This is a genomic window from Domibacillus indicus (assembly GCF_000970685.1).
GTDB classification, from domain to species: domain Bacteria; phylum Bacillota; class Bacilli; order Bacillales; family Domibacillaceae; genus Domibacillus; species Domibacillus indicus.
The window spans coordinates 22,865-40,066 of record NZ_LAJB01000002.1; the positions used below are offsets into that span (position 1 = coordinate 22,865).

The 17,202-nt window shown below is 44.1% G+C and carries 15 protein-coding genes; 4 read left to right on the top strand and 11 right to left on the bottom strand.

The features are described from left to right. Positions 1-7: 7 nt before the first annotated feature. The gene (locus tag VP98_RS00355) at positions 8-2,944 is read left to right on the top strand and encodes a type I restriction endonuclease subunit R (RefSeq protein ID WP_231584088.1); all 2,937 of its coding nucleotides are present in this window, start codon (positions 8-10) and stop codon (positions 2,942-2,944) included. Between the two features lie 46 nt (positions 2,945-2,990). On the opposite strand, the gene VP98_RS00360 is transcribed toward VP98_RS00355, so the two are convergent. Then, entirely contained in the window at positions 2,991-3,716 is a 726-nt protein-coding gene (locus tag VP98_RS00360) for a M48 family metallopeptidase (protein WP_046173353.1), read from the bottom strand. A 342-nt stretch (positions 3,717-4,058) separates the two neighbouring features. Between VP98_RS00360 and VP98_RS00365 the strand changes: the two genes are divergently transcribed. Continuing rightward, positions 4,059-5,300 carry a tyrosine-type recombinase/integrase gene (locus tag VP98_RS00365; protein ID WP_046173354.1) on the top strand — a complete coding sequence of 414 codons (1,242 nt, stop codon included), beginning with the start codon at positions 4,059-4,061 and terminating at the stop codon, positions 5,298-5,300. 29 nt (positions 5,301-5,329) lie between these two features. Beyond that, a complete protein-coding gene (locus VP98_RS00370; RefSeq protein ID WP_046173355.1) occupies positions 5,330-7,159 on the top strand; it encodes a DUF927 domain-containing protein in 1,830 nt (609 codons plus the stop codon). A 79-nt stretch (positions 7,160-7,238) separates the two neighbouring features. Here the strand turns inward: VP98_RS00370 and VP98_RS00375 are convergent, their stop codons facing one another. From VP98_RS00375 to VP98_RS00415, 9 genes are all read right to left on the bottom strand, one after another. After that, complete coding sequence (locus tag VP98_RS00375; RefSeq protein ID WP_046173356.1) at positions 7,239-8,141, bottom strand: tyrosine-type recombinase/integrase; 903 nt, start codon at positions 8,139-8,141, stop codon at positions 7,239-7,241. Positions 8,142-8,968: 827 nt separating this feature from the next. Beyond that, positions 8,969-9,202 carry a hypothetical protein gene (locus VP98_RS00380; protein WP_046173357.1) on the bottom strand — a complete coding sequence of 78 codons (234 nt, stop codon included), beginning with the start codon at positions 9,200-9,202 and terminating at the stop codon, positions 8,969-8,971. Positions 9,203-9,301: 99 nt separating this feature from the next. Continuing rightward, positions 9,302-10,207 (bottom strand): sulfite exporter TauE/SafE family protein, encoded by a 906-nt coding sequence (locus tag VP98_RS00385; protein ID WP_046173358.1) that lies wholly within the window; start codon positions 10,205-10,207, stop codon positions 9,302-9,304. Between the two features lie 18 nt (positions 10,208-10,225). Next, positions 10,226-10,846: a precorrin-2 dehydrogenase/sirohydrochlorin ferrochelatase family protein gene (locus VP98_RS00390; protein WP_046173359.1), complete on the bottom strand. Its 621-nt coding sequence runs from the start codon at positions 10,844-10,846 to the stop codon at positions 10,226-10,228. Further along, positions 10,831-11,580: a sirohydrochlorin chelatase gene (locus VP98_RS00395; protein WP_046173360.1), complete on the bottom strand. Its 750-nt coding sequence runs from the start codon at positions 11,578-11,580 to the stop codon at positions 10,831-10,833. The genes VP98_RS00390 and VP98_RS00395 overlap by 16 nt, the downstream gene beginning before the upstream one ends. After that, a complete protein-coding gene (cobA, locus tag VP98_RS00400) occupies positions 11,577-12,350 on the bottom strand; it encodes a uroporphyrinogen-III C-methyltransferase (RefSeq protein ID WP_046173361.1) in 774 nt (257 codons plus the stop codon). Before cobA ends, VP98_RS00395 begins: the two co-directional genes overlap by 4 nt. A 31-nt stretch (positions 12,351-12,381) precedes the next feature. After that, on the bottom strand, positions 12,382-12,981 hold the full coding sequence (gene cysC, locus VP98_RS00405) for an adenylyl-sulfate kinase (RefSeq protein ID WP_046173362.1): 600 nt from the start codon (positions 12,979-12,981) through the stop codon (positions 12,382-12,384). Between the two features lie 16 nt (positions 12,982-12,997). Beyond that, a complete protein-coding gene (gene sat / locus VP98_RS00410) occupies positions 12,998-14,137 on the bottom strand; it encodes a sulfate adenylyltransferase (RefSeq protein ID WP_046173363.1) in 1,140 nt (379 codons plus the stop codon). Between the two features lie 64 nt (positions 14,138-14,201). After that, complete coding sequence (locus tag VP98_RS00415; RefSeq protein ID WP_046173364.1) at positions 14,202-14,921, bottom strand: phosphoadenylyl-sulfate reductase; 720 nt, start codon at positions 14,919-14,921, stop codon at positions 14,202-14,204. A gap of 193 nt (positions 14,922-15,114) precedes the next feature. On the opposite strand from VP98_RS00415, the gene VP98_RS00420 reads away from it, so the two are divergent. Beyond that, entirely contained in the window at positions 15,115-16,737 is a 1,623-nt protein-coding gene (locus VP98_RS00420; RefSeq protein WP_046173365.1) for an ABC-F family ATP-binding cassette domain-containing protein, read from the top strand. A 37-nt stretch (positions 16,738-16,774) separates the two neighbouring features. Here the strand turns inward: VP98_RS00420 and VP98_RS00425 are convergent, their stop codons facing one another. After that, positions 16,775-17,194, bottom strand: coding sequence for a universal stress protein (locus VP98_RS00425; RefSeq protein WP_046173366.1), 420 nt, complete (start codon positions 17,192-17,194; stop codon positions 16,775-16,777). Between the last annotated feature and the right edge of the window lie 8 nt (positions 17,195-17,202).

A 17,202-nucleotide genomic window follows, 5' to 3' on the forward strand; every position in this document is an offset into this window, starting at 1 on the left:
GAAGCAGGTGCGAGATCAATTAGAAATGACGGAAGTAGAGATGCCTTTAGTACGGCAATTACAAGGCTATGGCTATACGTATTTAACCGGGGAAGAGCTGGATATAAGGAAAGACCGACGGGCAAGGACAAGCATTGTTTTGGAAAAACGGCTGCACAAGGTGTTGAAAGATCTAAACCCTTGGATAATCGATGCCAATATTGATAAAGTTATCGCTGAACTTACGACAATAGCGGAAGCAGACAGCATGACGGCGAATCAAACTGTGTATGATAAACTGTTTGGCCGGGGCATGGCTGTCCAACAAGACCGCGGGACTGGTAAGAAGAATCAGACCGTGACATTGTTTGATTTTGAGAATATCGACAATAACGATTTCCTTGTCATCAATCAGATCAGCTATGAAAATGCGAGTGGAACGATCCGGCCGGATGTAGTTATTTACATAAATGGACTGCCTCTTGTTGTCGTAGAATGCAAAAGCCCAAAATTAAAATGGGATGCACAGCTGCCAGAAGGGGTCCGGCAATTTGATCGATATCAGGAAACGCACCCAAAATTGTTCTGGTACAACCAAATGCTGATTGTGACCAGCCGTGATCGTGCACGCATTGGAACGGTTGGGGCACGTCCACAACACTATGGTCTCTGGAAAGACCCTTATCCCCTAACATTAGATGATGTGGCCAGTGACCGGCCACAGGACGTGTTAGCGGCGGGAGTATTACGGCGCGAAGCTGTACTAGATTTGATGCGCAATTTTATTGTCTATGATGGCAAAGTGAAGAAACTCGCACGCTACCAGCAATACCGTGCTGTGAATAAAGCATTAGATCGGATTGTACGTGGCGAGCGTCCAGATGACCGTGGCGGTGTTGTCTGGCATACACAAGGTTCAGGTAAGTCCCTGACGATGGTGTATTTGGCGATGAAACTGCGCCGCGTAGCATCACTCGAAAATCCGATGATTGTCATTGTCACTGACCGCCAAGATCTCGATGACCAGATCACGAAGACGTTCCGAAACTGTAATTTCCCTAATCCTACGCAGGCTGAATCTGTTGCGGACTTGAAACAGCAGCTCACAAGGGGACCGGGGGCCACCGTCATGACCCTTATTCAAAAGTTTCAAGGTGTTGAAGAAGACGGAACAGGATTCCCTGTCTTAACACAGGCTGAAAACATCATTGTCATGACCGATGAATCGCACCGGTCACAGTACAAAGGGCTGGCGCTTAACATGCGTAAGGCACTGCCAAATGCAACGTTTATTGCGTTTACCGGTACACCGATTGATAAAAAGAAACGGTCCACAACAGGGAAGTTCGGCGCGTATATCGACAAATACACGATTGAGCAGGCCGTAGAGGATGGCGCAACGGTGCCGATTTTGTATGAATCCCGCCTTCCGCAACTTCAAGTAAAAGGAGAAACGCTGGATGAATTATTTGAGCGTGTCTTTTATGAATACGATGAAGATGGACGCGAAAAAATTAAGCAAAAGCATGTAAATGAAGAACTGATTCTGACAGCACCGGATCGAATGGAACAAATTGCGATTGACATCGTAAAGCATTTTGAAAGTCATATCTTGGTCAATGGTTATAAAGCACAGGTTGTTGCGGTATCGCGGCGTGCAGCCGTCGAATATCAGAAATTGATTCAAACATACGCCGCTGGCAAATTTGAATCGGCCGTTGTTTTCTCAGCAAGGCACAATGATATTGAAGAGCTGAGAGACTATCATATTTCTAAAGAGGAAGAAAAAGAGCTAATTGAGCGGTTCAAAAAGCCATTCGAAGTGGACAAACTCTCGATGCTCATTGTGTGCGATAAACTGCTGACAGGCTTTGATGCTCCAATTGAGCAGGTTATGTATTTAGATCGGCCGCTTCGTGAACATAATTTGCTTCAAGCGATTGCCCGGACAAACCGGAGATACGATGAAAATAAACATTATGGCTTGATTGTGGATTACTTTGGAGTATCACGCTTCTTAGATCAAGCGCTGGCTGTTTTCAGCTCTAGTGATGTGCGAGGGGCTCTAGAATCCATTAACGAGGAACTGCCACGCCTGGAGCAACGAAATCGGACGGTTATGCGATTTTTCGATGGCTTGTCTAAAGAACAGCGTGAAGCAGCAGTACTCCGGCTAAAAGATGAAGATGACCGTGCTGATTTTGACCAGGCGTATAAACGATTTGCAGAAAGCATGGATAAAGTCATGCCAAGTCCAAAAGCAGAGCCGTATATTGCCGATCTCAAATTCGCCGGCCTGATCCGCCAGCTGGCCAAGTCTCGCTATACAGTAGAGGATGGATTGGATATTGCTGACTGTGGAGAAAAAGTACGACAGCTTGTCCATAAATATTTGAATATCGAAGGCATTGAAGTGCGAGATCCTGTTCAGCTGTTAGACGGAACATTTAATGAGGAAGTTGAAAAGAATGTGCTGCCTGAATCAAAAGCTGCCCAGATGGAACATGCTATAAGAAAAGAAATCAGCGTGAAGATTGAAGCGGATGAAGTATACTACACTAAAGTATCTGAGCGTCTTAAACAGCTGCTGGAACGATTTAAAGAGCGTCAGCTCACCATTGATGAACTGATTGAAGAATATCGGCGATTACGTGATGAGTTAGTTGAAAAAGAGGCGGGGAAAACACAGAGTGGTCTGACAAAAGAGCAGGAACCATATTTCAATAAGTTTCGAGAAGTCTATGAAGGAGTTCGTGATGAAGCAGAGTTGAAAGAGTGGTCTGCAGATGTCCACCGTTACTTTGAAGAGCGTGTGACCGTGATTCCAGACTGGAAAGCCAAGATGGACTTCCGGCGTAAGCTAAATGCGGACTTGAAGATTCTTTTGCTGAAAAAAACAAAGGATCTAGATGAAGCAAACATGCTGTGTGGTTATTTCTCTGCTTTAGCCGAAACACAATTTTAATAAGCTTTGTGAAAAAGAAGAGCCGCTACGCTCTTCTTTTTTGCGTTTATACGTAAAGCTGGCTGCCGTTTAGTCTCAGCCACTCTTTTCTTTCTTCATAGTCAGGCAAAAGCATCCGAAGTGTATCCCAATAAGCCTGCGTATGGTTCATTTCTTTCAAGTGAGCCAATTCATGAGCTAGTACATAATCGACCATAGAAACAGGCGCTAAAAAAATCCGCCAGTTCAGAAGGATTCGTCCCTGTGGCGTACAACTACCCCATCGTTTCTCCATGCTTCGTACAGAAAGATCACTAGGAGTCTTTCCTAACCGTTGTGTGAAGCGGTTAATTCGCTTTTCAGCAAATCGTTTTCCCTTTTGAATGATCCATTCTTTATACAAAGGATACAAATGATTCCGGTAATCTTCGGTTGATGCCTCTAACGGAACCACGGCCTCAAACTGACCTTTAAAAAAACGAAAAGTGGGAACAGAGACTGCTTCCGACCGTACTTTTAATCGATAATAACGGCCAAGATAGGGAAGCTTTTCTCCTGAGCGAAATTGAAGAGACCTGCTGGTTACACGCATTTCTTCAAAGTGAGCAAGCTGTTTCAGTATCCAGGGAGCTTTTTGGAGTAAAATCTGTTCGTATTTTCTTGTGTTTGTTCCAGCGGGAATGGTAACAATGACTTGGCCATCTTCTACGGCAATACCAAGGGTTTTTCGGGAGCCCGATTCATGAAGAATGTAAGGGATAGATCTTTTGCCAAATTGAATGGTTTGTTGCAATGGTATCACATACTTCCTATATGAAAAGTAACAATTTATTTTAGCATGATCATGTCCTTAAATGAAGGCATTAGCAGAGCGGATATAGGGATTCTTATTAATATAAACTTAGTTTTCAACTTTATTAATAAAAAATCAACTATTTGTTATTGACTTTTTTTGATAGTGTGTGTAAATTATTCTACATAGCAATTTCTAAATTTCTTAAAAATTAAATACTTTATAAGGGAAAACCCCAAACTTTAAAACAATGCTCTTGTGCAGGTATTTTCTGTCCAAGAGGGATGCATTTGTTAAGTTTGGGGTTTTTTGTATTTCTAGAGTATAACAGGAGGCATACAAATGGAAAATATGGATAACAAAGAGACTCAAGTTGGATTCGAGGCAAACGAAGATTTAGTTTTAAATATTGAGGCTTTAAGAAAGGTTGTAAATGGAGAAACACCGCTTCTTGAAGCATTTTTTATTGCTTGCAAGTATCATGCATGGTCGGCAAATACCAAAAAAAATTACGAATATCATATGCAGAACTTTGTTAGCTTTCTCGTCTTAAATAAAGTAGACCCTCTGTTGAAAAACGTTGATCTTCCAATTTGTAAAGCTTGGCAAAAAAATTTAAAAGGGCGACTAGGTAAGAAAGATACTACTATTGATAATGCATTTCGGGCGTTAAGATCAATCCTTCGCTTTTATCATCAAATCGGTATACTTGCACAAAATCCTTTTGAGTTAATAAAAATAACGATAGAGAGCCAGGATGCACATTCACGTCATTTGACTGTGTTTGAACAAAAACTTGTTTACCTAGCTGTTGAAAAGCTAAAGCAGGAGGGGTTTGACATTGAATTTAATGTCAAATTTGCATTAGTAACTGCGGCACGAGTCAACACATTAAATGCTGTTAAAGTACAGCACATAAATTTTGAAAACAAAACCGTAAAGCTGCGGCAAAGCCGTAAAAACAGCCTTGAAATGCCTCTTAGTCCTACGATGGTTAAGTTAATTCAAAAGCATATCGACACACATAATTTAAAAGCGGAAGACCACCTATTGCGTAATTTAAAGGGAGAACCCCTTCAAAATAAACAATTCAACTATATGATTAAGCGTTTATGTCAGAAATTAGGGTGGGAAGGGGAAAAAGTATTTTCTCCTCATGGGTTTAGATACACTTTGGCTACCCATCTTGACAGCAAGGGTGCTAGTGACCATGTAATCCAACTGAGCCTATCACACAGCAGCAAAGGTAACATGCAGACAACAAAGCGATATATTCATAATAAGTCAAAAACACTGGAAGAACTAAGGCTTTATATACATGATTTTGACGCTGAATTTGAAGAGTTCGCTTCGCGGAACCGGCCATTGTTAAAGGGAGTGTCAACCGTTAAGCAGTTGGCGGGGATATTAGAAGAACAGGCTCTCTTTCAGGAGAGTATGCAAAAAGATGTAAATATTCAAGCTCTTAGCCAAGCGATTGATTTAATAAAAGCAAATCCCGGCCTGCTGCATTTGTCTAATACATCTCCTGCATTCAGCAACAATTCGAATTTTGTTCATTATTTAAATGGGAGCCGTTTTTAATTTTAGCGCAAGAAAGGAGAAGATAACCAATGAGACAGCAGGCTTTTTACCCTTATACAAGTGACCTGGATCAGTACCTTCCAACTGGTTTAAAAGACGATATTGATACGGAGAAGGATAAAAACGATTTAGGACAACTATTAAATGGCCTCTTACTGCCTGATAAATACAAGTTAGATAAATCAGGAGAGATATGGCGAGATATCTCTCCTGAAACAACCCTGGAACCAAGATGGAGCCGTATTTCTCTGGCACCCATTTATATTAAATCTCTGTTTTTGGATATTGTCAGTGAAAATGAATATGTAAAATTAGCATGCAAACGAGCAGGTCAAGAACGGGAATGGTTTGTCAGCAGGGAAGACATCTCCACTTCTAGGATGATTGTTCAAGCTTCAAAATATGGGTTTCCCATTAATACAACAAATGCATCTGCCATAGTTGAATTTTTAGCTGACTTGGAAGCGGCTAACTTACAGAGACTGCCCTTCCAGAAAATCTCTAGTAAACTAGGCTGGCAAAAAGAACGAAATGGCTTTCTCTGGGGCAGAAATTATGTGTCCGTTAACGGTCATGTATCTGATGATACAATGGCTCATATAACATTTAAGCATCATGCGGATGAAGAAGCAGCCGCGGAGGGTTTTAAGACAAATGGGCTGTTAGAAAAATGGATAGAGGGAATAGCGGTTGCTGCCCGTTATCCAAAAGCGATGATTGGCTTTTACGCTTCCTTTCTCCCGGTTATTTTAGACATTATCAATTGCCCTAATTTTGTTTTGGACTACTGTGGCCTAACTTCAGGAGGCAAAACAACGGCCCTGCGCATAGCAGCAAGTACTTGTGGAAACCCTGGAGAACAGTCGCAAGATTCTATTATCTATAGCTGGCATTCGACCAAAGCTTGGGTTGAAAAATATGCTTCTTTTATCAACCATCTTCCGCTAATTCTGGACGAATCGCAGCTTGCATCATCACCAAGAGATATCGCAAGTGTTTTATACAGTGTAGCCAATGGGAGAGGCAAAGGGAGAGGTCATGCAACTGGTTTTTATTCTGTTTCATCCTGGAAAACTGTTCTCATCTCAAGTGGCGAGAAGCCGGTTGTCTCGTTTACAAATGATGGAGGCACCAAAGCGCGCACTTTAACCATCGAAGGGTCTCCATTCGACAAACGGGATATGGAGATAAAAAAAGATATAGATAACATTAATCACACGTTGATCAGTCATTATGGACATGCTTATCCAATTTTTATTCAATATGTCATGAAACATCAATCTAAATGGGAAGCCTGGAAGGAAGAATACCGGCAAACAGTGTACGAGCTTATATCGAGTGAAGAAAATGCCGTATTGGGCCGGATCGCAGATTATGTGGCCGCTATTCAGTATGTCGCTTCTCTTGTACACGATGCTTTTCTGGAGAATGAGACTCCTTTTCCATTTGCATACCATGATGTGCTGAGTGATCTCTGGCAAAAGATGAGAAAGGTAGAAGAAGACCTTGATATTGCTGAAAAAGCGTTTAAAGCCATCCTGAATTGGGCGTATGCTTATGAGTCTTCCTTTTACGGACGTGAAGGGCTAGAACCTTGTCCAGAGATGACAGGGCGTTGGGATCACGATCCTAATTGGCAATTTATCGCGTTTTTCCCCGAGAAACTAAAAGAAAGATTAACACAACTCGGTTATAATTCTCGAAAGGTTCTCTCAGAGTGGCACACTAGAGGCTGGATTGAGGATCAGGGGAATGGATTCACCAAAAAAGTCCGTATCAAACAAATCAATAGCAATGTATATATGATTTCGATTCCTCGTAATGCCATCGATGAAAAACTCCCATACCACAGTGAATAATATTCTGTGGTATGGGAGTTTTCTTTTTTAAAGACGTGTTCCTATTGTTCTTACTTAGTTTAGTAGGAACCATGTGCATTCACAGTTTAAAGGTATTGATAGCTCGTTTTTTTTGCTCAAAATCAACATGCGTGTAGATTGAGGTTGTAGCCAGGCTCTCATGTCCTAACAGCTCTTGAATCGTTCGTAAATCAACATTCTCTTTGTTTTCCTGTAGCAGTAAGGTCGCAAAAGTATGCCGAAGGTGATGGAGCGTAAACCGCTTAGGCGGGAGTCCTGCTTTGACGAGTCCCTCTTTGAAAATCTTATGAAGAGCTTGAGGGGTCATCTTTGTCTTATTTTTGCTTAAAAATACTGATTCGGTGCCATGTATCTGATACGGAAGCAACCCTTTCTTATAGGCACAAAAAAGTGGGGTAACGGTCGGATGAATAGGAAGAAGGCGCTCTTTTTTTCCTTTTCCCAGCACCAAAATGGTTTGATTGCTAAGGTCAACCTGCTGCCATGTTAAATCCAAAAGTTCCTGGCGTCTCATACCTGTAGTAGCCAGAAGTTTGATCATCAAGTGATTACGCAAAGAAAAACGAGAATCATTCTTTTCAAAAAAACGGAAAAGCTGCTGAAGTTCACTTAATGACATATACACTGGCAATTTCTTATCTGCTTTAGGTGGTTCAATTCCACCCATAAAGTCAATGGTCATATACTTTTCCCGTAAACAAAAATGAGCAAAGGAATGCAGACAGGAAATGCGCCTGTGAATTGTTTTGGGCTGTATTTGGTGGTTTAATACTTGGTCCTGGATAAAACGACGTACAGTCGATGATTGAATCTGTGTAAGGTCAAGCGGCCGGTTGTGGCTGACTAAAAAGTGTTCAAAGGATTTTAAATCATATGCATATGCGGTTAACGTATGGACCGAATAGTTTTTTTCGACCTGCAAATATAACATGAATTCATCGGCAGCATGATGGAAATTCATATGGAAACCTCCTAGTGAGAAAATGATCATCTGTTAATGTAAAAAAGAAGTGCGTTATCGAAACAAAAGCGGCTGTTATGTAAAGAGACAATAACCTAATTATTATGATCAACTTGCGAAAAAGAAGGTGACAATAACGATTATTATCGCAACTTGGAAGAATGGACGTTGAGTGAACAAAATTCTTTTAAAGTTAACATAATATTTATTATAGAAAGTTATATATCTTTTTTCTCATTTTAGAAGTAAACTTGTAATATTGAGAAAAAAGAGAAATTTAAAAGGCGATTTTTGTTTCATCACTGCTGCCAGATTTGAAACCACCTGTACGTGCCGGTTTTAACTGATTCTTTTGTTAAGTGATCATGATCAATTAAATCATCTTTATGAAGCAAAAACATCCGGTAAGTCCATTAATAATCTTCATGATTTTCAGGAGCCGGTGGATAATGATGTCTTCAACTGAAATAACAAAAATGCTGGCCGCTTTTTCATTCAATTTCAACGACTTTTTCTTCGTTTCCTTCGAGCTGGCTTGAAGGTATTTCAATCGCAATTTCAAGCTTCTCATGGTACCACTCACGTGAGGTTTTGCTGAATCCAAGCTCTTTTGTCAGCAGATCTCAAATTGTTCCCATCCACTGGTAATAAAATCAACATCGTGTGTCGTATAGTGATTGAGCGTATCAGCTCAACAGCCAGGCCGCCCACTACAACCGGCTTAATGCCCTGGCCTGCCATATATTCTGTGAGAAGTCCGGCAAACTCAAACATCCGCTCGCGAATCGGCAGGCGCCGCAGCAAAAGAACTTTTTTTTTTCAATCCATCAATATGCATCAAAGTAAATTTTCCCCGCCTCTTTAAACACAAATGTCCCTTCCTGCACCGCCCGCTTTTTTTTTGCCAGAACAAGTGCTGTCAGTGCGTCAGATTCCCCTTTTGAGCGGATTCTGGACCGCTTAATGGATGCCCGGCCGCTTTTGGCGGAATAAAGCTGGGCATTGACAGAAGGGCGTTTTTTGTTTACCGATGATTCCAAAGCAGAAAATTGAATTTTCATAAAAGCCCCTTCTTTCGTTTTATTACTAGTATATCCGATTTTAAACAGCTGGGTACGAAAAAAGCACAACTCCTTTACTGGAGCCGTGCTTCACATAAATTAATAAGAAGTTTCTTCTGCTGCAAGCAGTGTCTGCTTTTCTCTTTTAGAAATGTTTCGTTCTTTTTGAATCATGAAAATGGTGAGCGGGATCCAGATAACAAGCAGTGCGATGAAGATTGCTGACTTTGCAGATCCTGAGATCGCTGTGTACGCTAATATCGCATTTAAATTGGTCATGATGAGCATGCCGCTTACGATAACAGCCAGCACACGGGTCGGCAGGCTTTTGACAATCCATGCTGCAAACGGCGCTGCAATAATGCCGCCAAGCATAATAGCACCCGCCCAGAGCCAGTTGATTTTATCGGGACCAAGCGAAATCATAAATCCAATTGTAGCTGATACAGCAATAGCAAATTCGCTGGCTGCAACAGTACCGATTACTTTCCGCGGCTCCATTCCTTTTTGGGAAAGCAGGGCCGGCGTAGCGATGGGTCCCCATCCACCGCCTCCGCTCGCATCAAAAAATCCCCCAATCAGGCCCAGTGGTATGAAAAACCGGTTTGTTGGCGCCTTTGGTGCCTGGCTGCGCGCATCTTTTAACAAAAGAAAACGACCGAGTATAAACAGTCCAAGGCAAAGCAGGAACCCAGAAACGTAAAGACGCACGTACTCTCCTGTCAGGCTGCTTAAAAACGTTGCGCCGGCAAAAGCGCCGATAGCACCGGGTACAATCAGTTTTCTCAGCATAGCTTTGTCTACATTGCCGAACTGGCGGTGGCTGATGCCCGATGCCGCTGTAGTCACTACCTCTGCCATATGAACGGAAGCGGAAGCGACAGCGGGGGCAATGCCTGCGGTTAAAAGCAATGTAGTGGAGGTCAGGCCGTAACCCATTCCAAGTGAACCATCAACAAGCTGGGCAGCAAGCCCGACAAGCGCAAAGATAATAAAACGTTCCATATTGGTTCCTCCTGTGATCTACAAACCGGGATAGCGTGAAAGAAGATCCGCCATATATTGTTCCCGTTCTTCCGGGTGGTCAAGATACCGGGATTCCGCTGCTTTTTTCAGCCACATTCTCCGTTCCGGCCGAGCATCAATATTGTTTTTAATATACTGTCGTGCCTCAAACAAAAAATCTAAATAGTCTTCATACCGCTCATCAAATTCGTCTTCAAGCCGGTTTCGTATTTGAGTTGACAGGGTTGGGCTTGCCCCGCCTGTCGAAACGCTGATCATCAGCCTGCCGCGGATCAGCACAGCAGGGATTTGCGCATTGCCAAGGTCGTTATGCTCCGCATGAACAACCAGTTTGCCATGCTGGACCGCAAGCTCTGCCATCCGGGCATTGGCTTCCCTGTCATCAGTCACAAGCATAATTAAAAAGGCATTCTCAAGATCGCACCATTCTACTTTTTTGCGATGGATCACCACTTTTTCTGCAGCGGCGAGCCGTTCAATAGACGGATGGCATTCCGGACTGACTACATGCGGCTTTATGCCGAAGCGAAGCAGGTTTTCGATTTTATGAAGAGCGACCGGTCCGCCGCCGGCAATGACGACTTTTTGGCCGCGCAGGTCAATCATAATGGGAAACATACGGGCTCCGACTGGGCGGCCTCATTGACGCGCTCTGCTAACAGGCGGCTGATTACGGGATCGTAGCCAAGGTGCCGGCACAGGTAAACGTCTCCGTCCATTTCAAGCTTTTTCACAGCGCGGTCCATCGTTTTGGTTAATACGCCGGTAAACAAAATATAAGGAACGATAAACAGCTGCTTTGGATGTTGAGAAGCCGCCTCCTGGAGAGAATCCTCAAAAGCAGGCTCACAGGCAGCCATATATCCAATATACACATCAGTTAACTTGGTTTTTTCTTGAAAGAGAGACCGAATGCGGCTGAAATCTTTCTTTGTTGCCGGATCACTGCTGCCGCGGCCAACAAGAAGGACAGCTGCATCCGGTGATATCGGTGCGGCTTCTTTCATTCGGTCAATCAATACATCAATAATTTGTTCGTTTACCCCGAGAGGCCTGCCGTAACGGATCACAGCATCAGGGAACTTTTCTGCGGCACTGGCAAGCTCCTGCGGAATATCTTCTTTCGCATGGCCGGCTGTTAAAAGAAGAAACGGAATCGCCGTGATATCCGTTGCTCCTTTTTCCACGCAGGCACGGAGCCCTTCTTCAATAGAAGGCTCTGAGAGCTCAAGATAGCAAATTTCCTGGATGGGTATATCAACAAGCGGCATGGTTTCTTTAATAAAGTCTGCCGCCTGCCGTGCACCTTCTTTTACACGGGTTCCATGGCAAATATAAAGAACAGCTTTCACCCTTTGGCACCTCCCGTTACGGTTCCTGCATTTTCTTCAAACCATTGTAGCTCGCTCCGCATCTTTACAACGTCGCCGATAATAATCATGCTCGGGTTGGTAATGCCTTTCTTTTGGGCCACATCATGAATATCCAGAAGCGTGCCCGTTACCGTCTGCTGCTTATCCGTTGTTCCCCAGTGAATGAGAGCTGCAGGTGTTTCGGGAGATTTTCCGTATTTCATCAGTTTTTCCTGAATATACGGTAGATTTTTTACGCCCATATAAACGGCAATTGTATCAATGCCTTTTGCCAGGGACGCCCATTTCAGTTCTTCATCGGCACCTTCTTTGCGGTGGCCGGTTACGATGGCAAAAGAAGCTCCGTGATCACGGTGTGTAACAGGAATGCCGGCATAAGCGGGTGCGGCGATACCGGACGTAATGCCCGGCACAACTTCAAACTCCACTCCGTTTTGGACCGCAAACGCCGCTTCCTCGCCGCCGCGTCCAAACACATAGGGATCGCCGCCTTTTAAGCGGACCACCTGCTTCCCCTGTCTGGCATGCTCTACAAGAAGTTCATTTATATTTTCCTGCTGGACAAAATGGCGGTCCGGCAGTTTCCCGCAAAAAAGAAGCTCGGCTCCTTCTTTCGCATGCTTGAGCAGTTCCATGCTGATCAGGCGGTCATACAAAATAACATCCGCTTCCTGTATGGCTTTTAATCCTTTCACCGTAATTAAATCCGGATCTCCCGGACCTGCACCGACAAGCCAAATTTTGCCCATCGTGCCACCTCCGTTCATCGTGCTTTTCTTTTTATTGTAGCATGTTTTTTTCTTTTAAATAGCCGATAATTTGATCCACACACTCTTCAACGGAGTACTGATCTGTGTTTACAACAAGCTCGGGCTTTTCCGGTGCTTCATATGGAGATGAAATGCCCGTGAATTCAGGGATTTCTCCCGCTCTTGCTTTTTTATACAATCCTTTTGGATCGCGCGCTTCACATTTTTCAATCGGGCACTCTACGTATACTTCAATAAACTCATCCTCGTTAAGAAGAGCGCGGACAGTATCCCGGTCTTCGCGGAATGGCGAAATAAAAGCAGTAAACACAAGCTGGCCGCCATCAACAAACAGCTTTGCTACTTCGCCGATGCGGCGGATGTTTTCTTTCCGTGCTTCATCGGAAAAGCCAAGGTCTTTATTCAGGCCATGACGGACATTGTCCCCGTCAAGTACATATGTGCTTACGCCAAGGTCAAACAAGCGGCGGGCCGCTGCATTTGCGACCGTTGACTTGCCTGAGCCGGACAGCCCGGTAAACCATAAAACCGCGCTGTGATGTCCGTTTTTCTCACGACGTTCTTCTTTTGTTAATGACTGTTCATGCCATACGATATTGTTGTTTGTCATGTTTATTCTCCTCCAATTAGGCGTTCGTCGGCTGCTTCATGCCGCGGATTAGTACTTCAACCACTTCTTTACGGCTGAATTCTGCTGGCGGGATTTCACCGGCACGGAGCATTTCACGCACTTTTGTGCCAGAAAGAATAACATGGTCTTCTTTTGAATGCGGGCATGTTTTTGATGATGCCATGTTGCCGCATTTTTTGCAGAAAAAGCTGTGTTCAAAGAATAGCAGGGTAATGCCGATTTCTTCCGCTGTGAAGTTAGAGAAGATTTCCTGCGCTTCATACGTGCCGTAGTAGTCGCCTACACCTGCATGGTCACGGCCGACAATGAAGTGCGTGCAGCCGTAGTTTTTGCGAACAAGCGCGTGGAAAATCGCTTCGCGCGGGCCTGCATAGCGCATCGCCGCCGGGAACACAGCAAGCTTTACTCGGTCAGCCGGATAGTAGTCACGGAGAAGCACCTGATAGCTTTCCATGCGGATATCAGCCGGAATATCATCTGATTTCGTTTCGCCTACCAGCGGATTTAAAAGAAGCGCGTCGACAATTTCAAGCGCTGATTTTTGAATGTACTCATGCGCACGGTGAACCGGGTTCCGTGTTTGGAAGCCGACAATTTTATTCCAGCCGTTTTCTTGGAAAATGCGGCGTGTTTCGGCCGGGTCAAAGTAAAATTCTGCGAACTGCTCGCGTTCAATGCGTTTCACAAGCGTAATCGGACCGCCAAGATAAACAGAACCGCGGTCATAAACTTTTTTCACGCCTGGATGTGCTTCTTCTGTTGTTTTATACACATTTTGCGCTTCGAGCTTTTGATCAGGCTCATAAATATCTTCAATTGATAAGACGCCGTAAACAGTGCCGTTTTGTTTTAAAAGAACCGTATCGCCTTTTTCGTAACCTGATGCATCTTGTACCGGAAGAGTAATCGGGATGCTCCACACTGTGCCATCTGCCAGGCGCATATTTTTTACGACACTGTCATAGTCTTTTTGTGTTAAAAAGCCGGTAAGCGGGCTGAATGCGCCTGTAGCGATCAGTTCAAGGTCGCTGAGAGCAGTTGCATCAAGCTCCACTTCTTTTGAAATGCCGGACAGGTCAAGTTCCGGATTGTACTGGTTAATAAGTTGGCCTCCATGGGCAGCAATGTTCGTCATGTAAAATTACCTCCGATTATATTTAAATCACATTATAAATAATGCTTGCTTCTTTAAAATAAAATTAAGGGTTGGTTGTATGCAGGCCGCACTCTGTTTTGCCGGAACCGCTCCAGCGGCCGGAACGCAGGTCCTCCATTGTAAATGCAGGCTTTGTGCACGGTTCGCAGCCGATGCTTGGATATCCCTGGTCATGCAGCACGTTATAATCAAGCTCGTGCTTCGATACATAACGCCATACATCTTTCCAGGTCCAGTGGATCAGCGGGCACACTTTAATTTTGTGGAACCGGTTATCCAGGTTTAGATAATTTGTGTTCGCTCTTGATTCGGACTGCTCGCGGCGCAGACCTGAAATCCAGGCTGTCGACGGCGAGAGAGCTTTCTCAAGCGGTACAATTTTTCGGATCTCGCAGCATTTATTCGGATTGGTCGCAAACAGGTCCGGTCCAAATTTTCCGGCCTGTTCTTCTATCGTCATTTCCGGCTGCTGCAGCCGGATGTTCAGCTGCGGATAACGCGCTTTTACTTTATCAATCGTTTCATATGTTTCTTTAAAATGATAATGCGTATCAAGAAAAACGATTTCCGCATCCGGCTTCACTTTTGCGATTAAGTCAATTAAGACAATCCCCTCGATTCCGAAACTGCAGGCATACACTAATTTCTCTCCATACGTGTCATATGCCCATTGCAATGTTTCAAGTGCACCTTTTGTTTCTGAATCCGCTGGAAAATCAGGAATTTGATCCTGAAGCTCGTTCCATGATTCAAATGTAACCATTAATGCCCACCTCTCTTGTCGGTATTCTAATGAATGAATTTAGTTTACCAGAAAATAACGCAAAGTCAATCCTATTCGCTTACTCGGAATTAAAAAAAGATTTGGTGTCGCTTTCAGCGGGCTGTCTGTTCTTTTTTTAGCGCGAGAGTGATATAATCAGATGCGATGAATTCATATTGGGAGGAAACCACATTTGATTACAGTACAAGATGTCAGCCTGCGCTTTGGCGACAAGAAATTGTTTGAAGATATTAACCTGAAATTCACACCGGGAAACTGCTACGGATTGATCGGTGCAAACGGAGCAGGAAAATCAACGTTTGTTAAAATTCTTGCAGGTGACCTGGAGCCGCAGACAGGCCATGTGTCGATGCCAAAAGACGCCCGCCTTGCCGTTTTAAAGCAGAATCACTTTGAATATGAAGAGTACAGCGTAATGGAAACTGTCATTATGGGCTATGCCCGCCTGTATGAAGTGATGAAAGAAAAAGATGCCATTTATATGAAAGCCGACTTCACCGATGAAGATGGAATGCGTGCTGCCGAGCTTGAAGGCGAATTTGCCGAAATGAATGGCTGGGAAGCAGAATCGGAAGCAGCCATTTTGCTGTCAGGCCTTGGTATTTCAGAAGCTTTTCATAATAAGCAGATGTCAGACCTGGATGGATCGGAAAAAGTAAAAGTGCTTTTAGCACAGGCTTTGTTTGGGAAGCCGGATGTTTTGCTTCTTGATGAGCCGACCAACCACCTGGATATCGAAGCGATCCGCTGGCTGGAAGAGTTTTTAATTAACTTTGAAAATACCGTTATTGTTGTTTCCCATGACCGCCACTTTTTAAATAAAGTATGCACACATACAGCGGATCTTGACTTTGGGAAAATTCAGATCTATGCCGGAAACTATGATTTCTGGTATGAATCAAGCCAGCTTGCCCAGAAGCTTCAGGCGGATGCCAACAAGAAAAAAGAAGAAAAAATCAAAGAGCTTCAGGCCTTTATTGCCCGCTTCAGTGCGAATGCTTCAAAATCAAAGCAGGCGACGTCCCGTAAAAAATCACTTGATAAAATTACACTCGACGACATCAAGCCATCTTCCCGCCGTTACCCATATGTCCAGTTTACGCCGGAACGGGAAATTGGGAACGATGTTCTTCGAGTTGACGGCCTGTCTAAAACCATTGATGGCGTAAAAGTGCTTGATAATGTCAGCTTTATTATGAATAAAGATGATAAAATTGCTCTTGTTGGCACAAATGAAGCGGCAAAAACAGCGCTGTTTAAAATTTTGGCCGGTGAAATGGAGCCGGATGAGGGTTCTTACAAATGGGGTGTGACAACCTCCCAGGCGTATTTCCCGAAAGATAACTCGGAGTATTTTGACGGCTCTGACCAGACCCTTGTTGAGTGGCTGCGCCAGTTTTCACCGGCAGATGAAAGCGAAAGCTTCCTGCGCGGCTTCCTTGGACGGATGCTGTTTTCCGGTGAAGAAGCATTGAAAAAAGCAAGCGTGCTCTCAGGAGGAGAAAAAGTCCGCTGCATGCTGTCAAAAATGATGCTTTCAGGCTCCAATGTTCTTCTGCTCGATGAGCCTACCAACCATTTGGATTTGGAATCGATCACCGCGCTGAACAACGGATTGATCAATTTTAAAGGCTCGATGATTTTTGCTTCGCATGACCACCAGTTTGTTCAGTCAACAGCAAACCGGATCATCGACCTTACGCCAAACGGCATCGTCGATAAAGCGGTCACGTATGATGAGTATCTGGATGATGCTGAGCTTCAGAAAAAAGTAAAAGCGATGTACGCATCGTAAAGCATTAAAAAAGCACCCGATCCGGGTGCTTTTTCTTTTATTTTACAATCATGACCGGACAGTTCGCCCGCTTCATCACTTTATGGCTGACACTGCCCAGGACCAGCTGCTGCAGTTTATTCAGCCCCCGGCTTCCGAGAATCACCAGATCCGCCTGTTGTTCATTCGCGAATTTGATAATGACCGGACCTGGATTTCCATCTTTTACTGCCACAGTGTACGGGATTTCTTTCTCGCTAAACAGCGCTTCATGGCGGCTTAGTTTTTCTCTTCGCTCCATTTGCACTGCAGCCAGCCGGTCTTTTTGAAGGCCTTCCCCTCTTTGCTCATCCGGCCTGGGGATAAACAAAAGGGTTACCCGGCAGCCCCTCGAAAGGGCGGCAAGCGTTGCGGCGTGCCAGGCTGCGCGGAAAGAATGGTCAGAGCCGTCCGCTGCCAGAACAATGTGTTTATACATAAGCGGTT

What these genes read in the sequence shown, in the direction of transcription:
- VP98_RS00425 (WP_046173366.1), bottom strand. Translation starts at nt 17,194, where the DNA reads ATGTATAAACACATTGTTCTGGCAGCGGACGGCTCTGACCATTCTTTC.
- VP98_RS00380 (WP_046173357.1), bottom strand. Translation starts at nt 9,202, where the DNA reads ATGAAAATTCAATTTTCTGCTTTGGAATCATCGGTAAACAAAAAACGC.
- sat (WP_046173363.1), bottom strand. Translation starts at nt 14,137, where the DNA reads ATGACGAACATTGCTGCCCATGGAGGCCAACTTATTAACCAGTACAAT.
- VP98_RS00385 (WP_046173358.1), bottom strand. Translation starts at nt 10,207, where the DNA reads ATGGAACGTTTTATTATCTTTGCGCTTGTCGGGCTTGCTGCCCAGCTT.
- cobA (WP_046173361.1), bottom strand. Translation starts at nt 12,350, where the DNA reads ATGGGCAAAATTTGGCTTGTCGGTGCAGGTCCGGGAGATCCGGATTTA.
- VP98_RS00375 (WP_046173356.1), bottom strand. Translation starts at nt 8,141, where the DNA reads ATGAATTTCCATCATGCTGCCGATGAATTCATGTTATATTTGCAGGTC.
- VP98_RS00370 (WP_046173355.1), top strand. Translation starts at nt 5,330, where the DNA reads ATGAGACAGCAGGCTTTTTACCCTTATACAAGTGACCTGGATCAGTAC.
- cysC (WP_046173362.1), bottom strand. Translation starts at nt 12,981, where the DNA reads ATGACAAACAACAATATCGTATGGCATGAACAGTCATTAACAAAAGAA.
- VP98_RS00415 (WP_046173364.1), bottom strand. Translation starts at nt 14,921, where the DNA reads ATGGTTACATTTGAATCATGGAACGAGCTTCAGGATCAAATTCCTGAT.
- VP98_RS00365 (WP_046173354.1), top strand. Translation starts at nt 4,059, where the DNA reads ATGGAAAATATGGATAACAAAGAGACTCAAGTTGGATTCGAGGCAAAC.
- VP98_RS00390 (WP_046173359.1), bottom strand. Translation starts at nt 10,846, where the DNA reads ATGTTTCCCATTATGATTGACCTGCGCGGCCAAAAAGTCGTCATTGCC.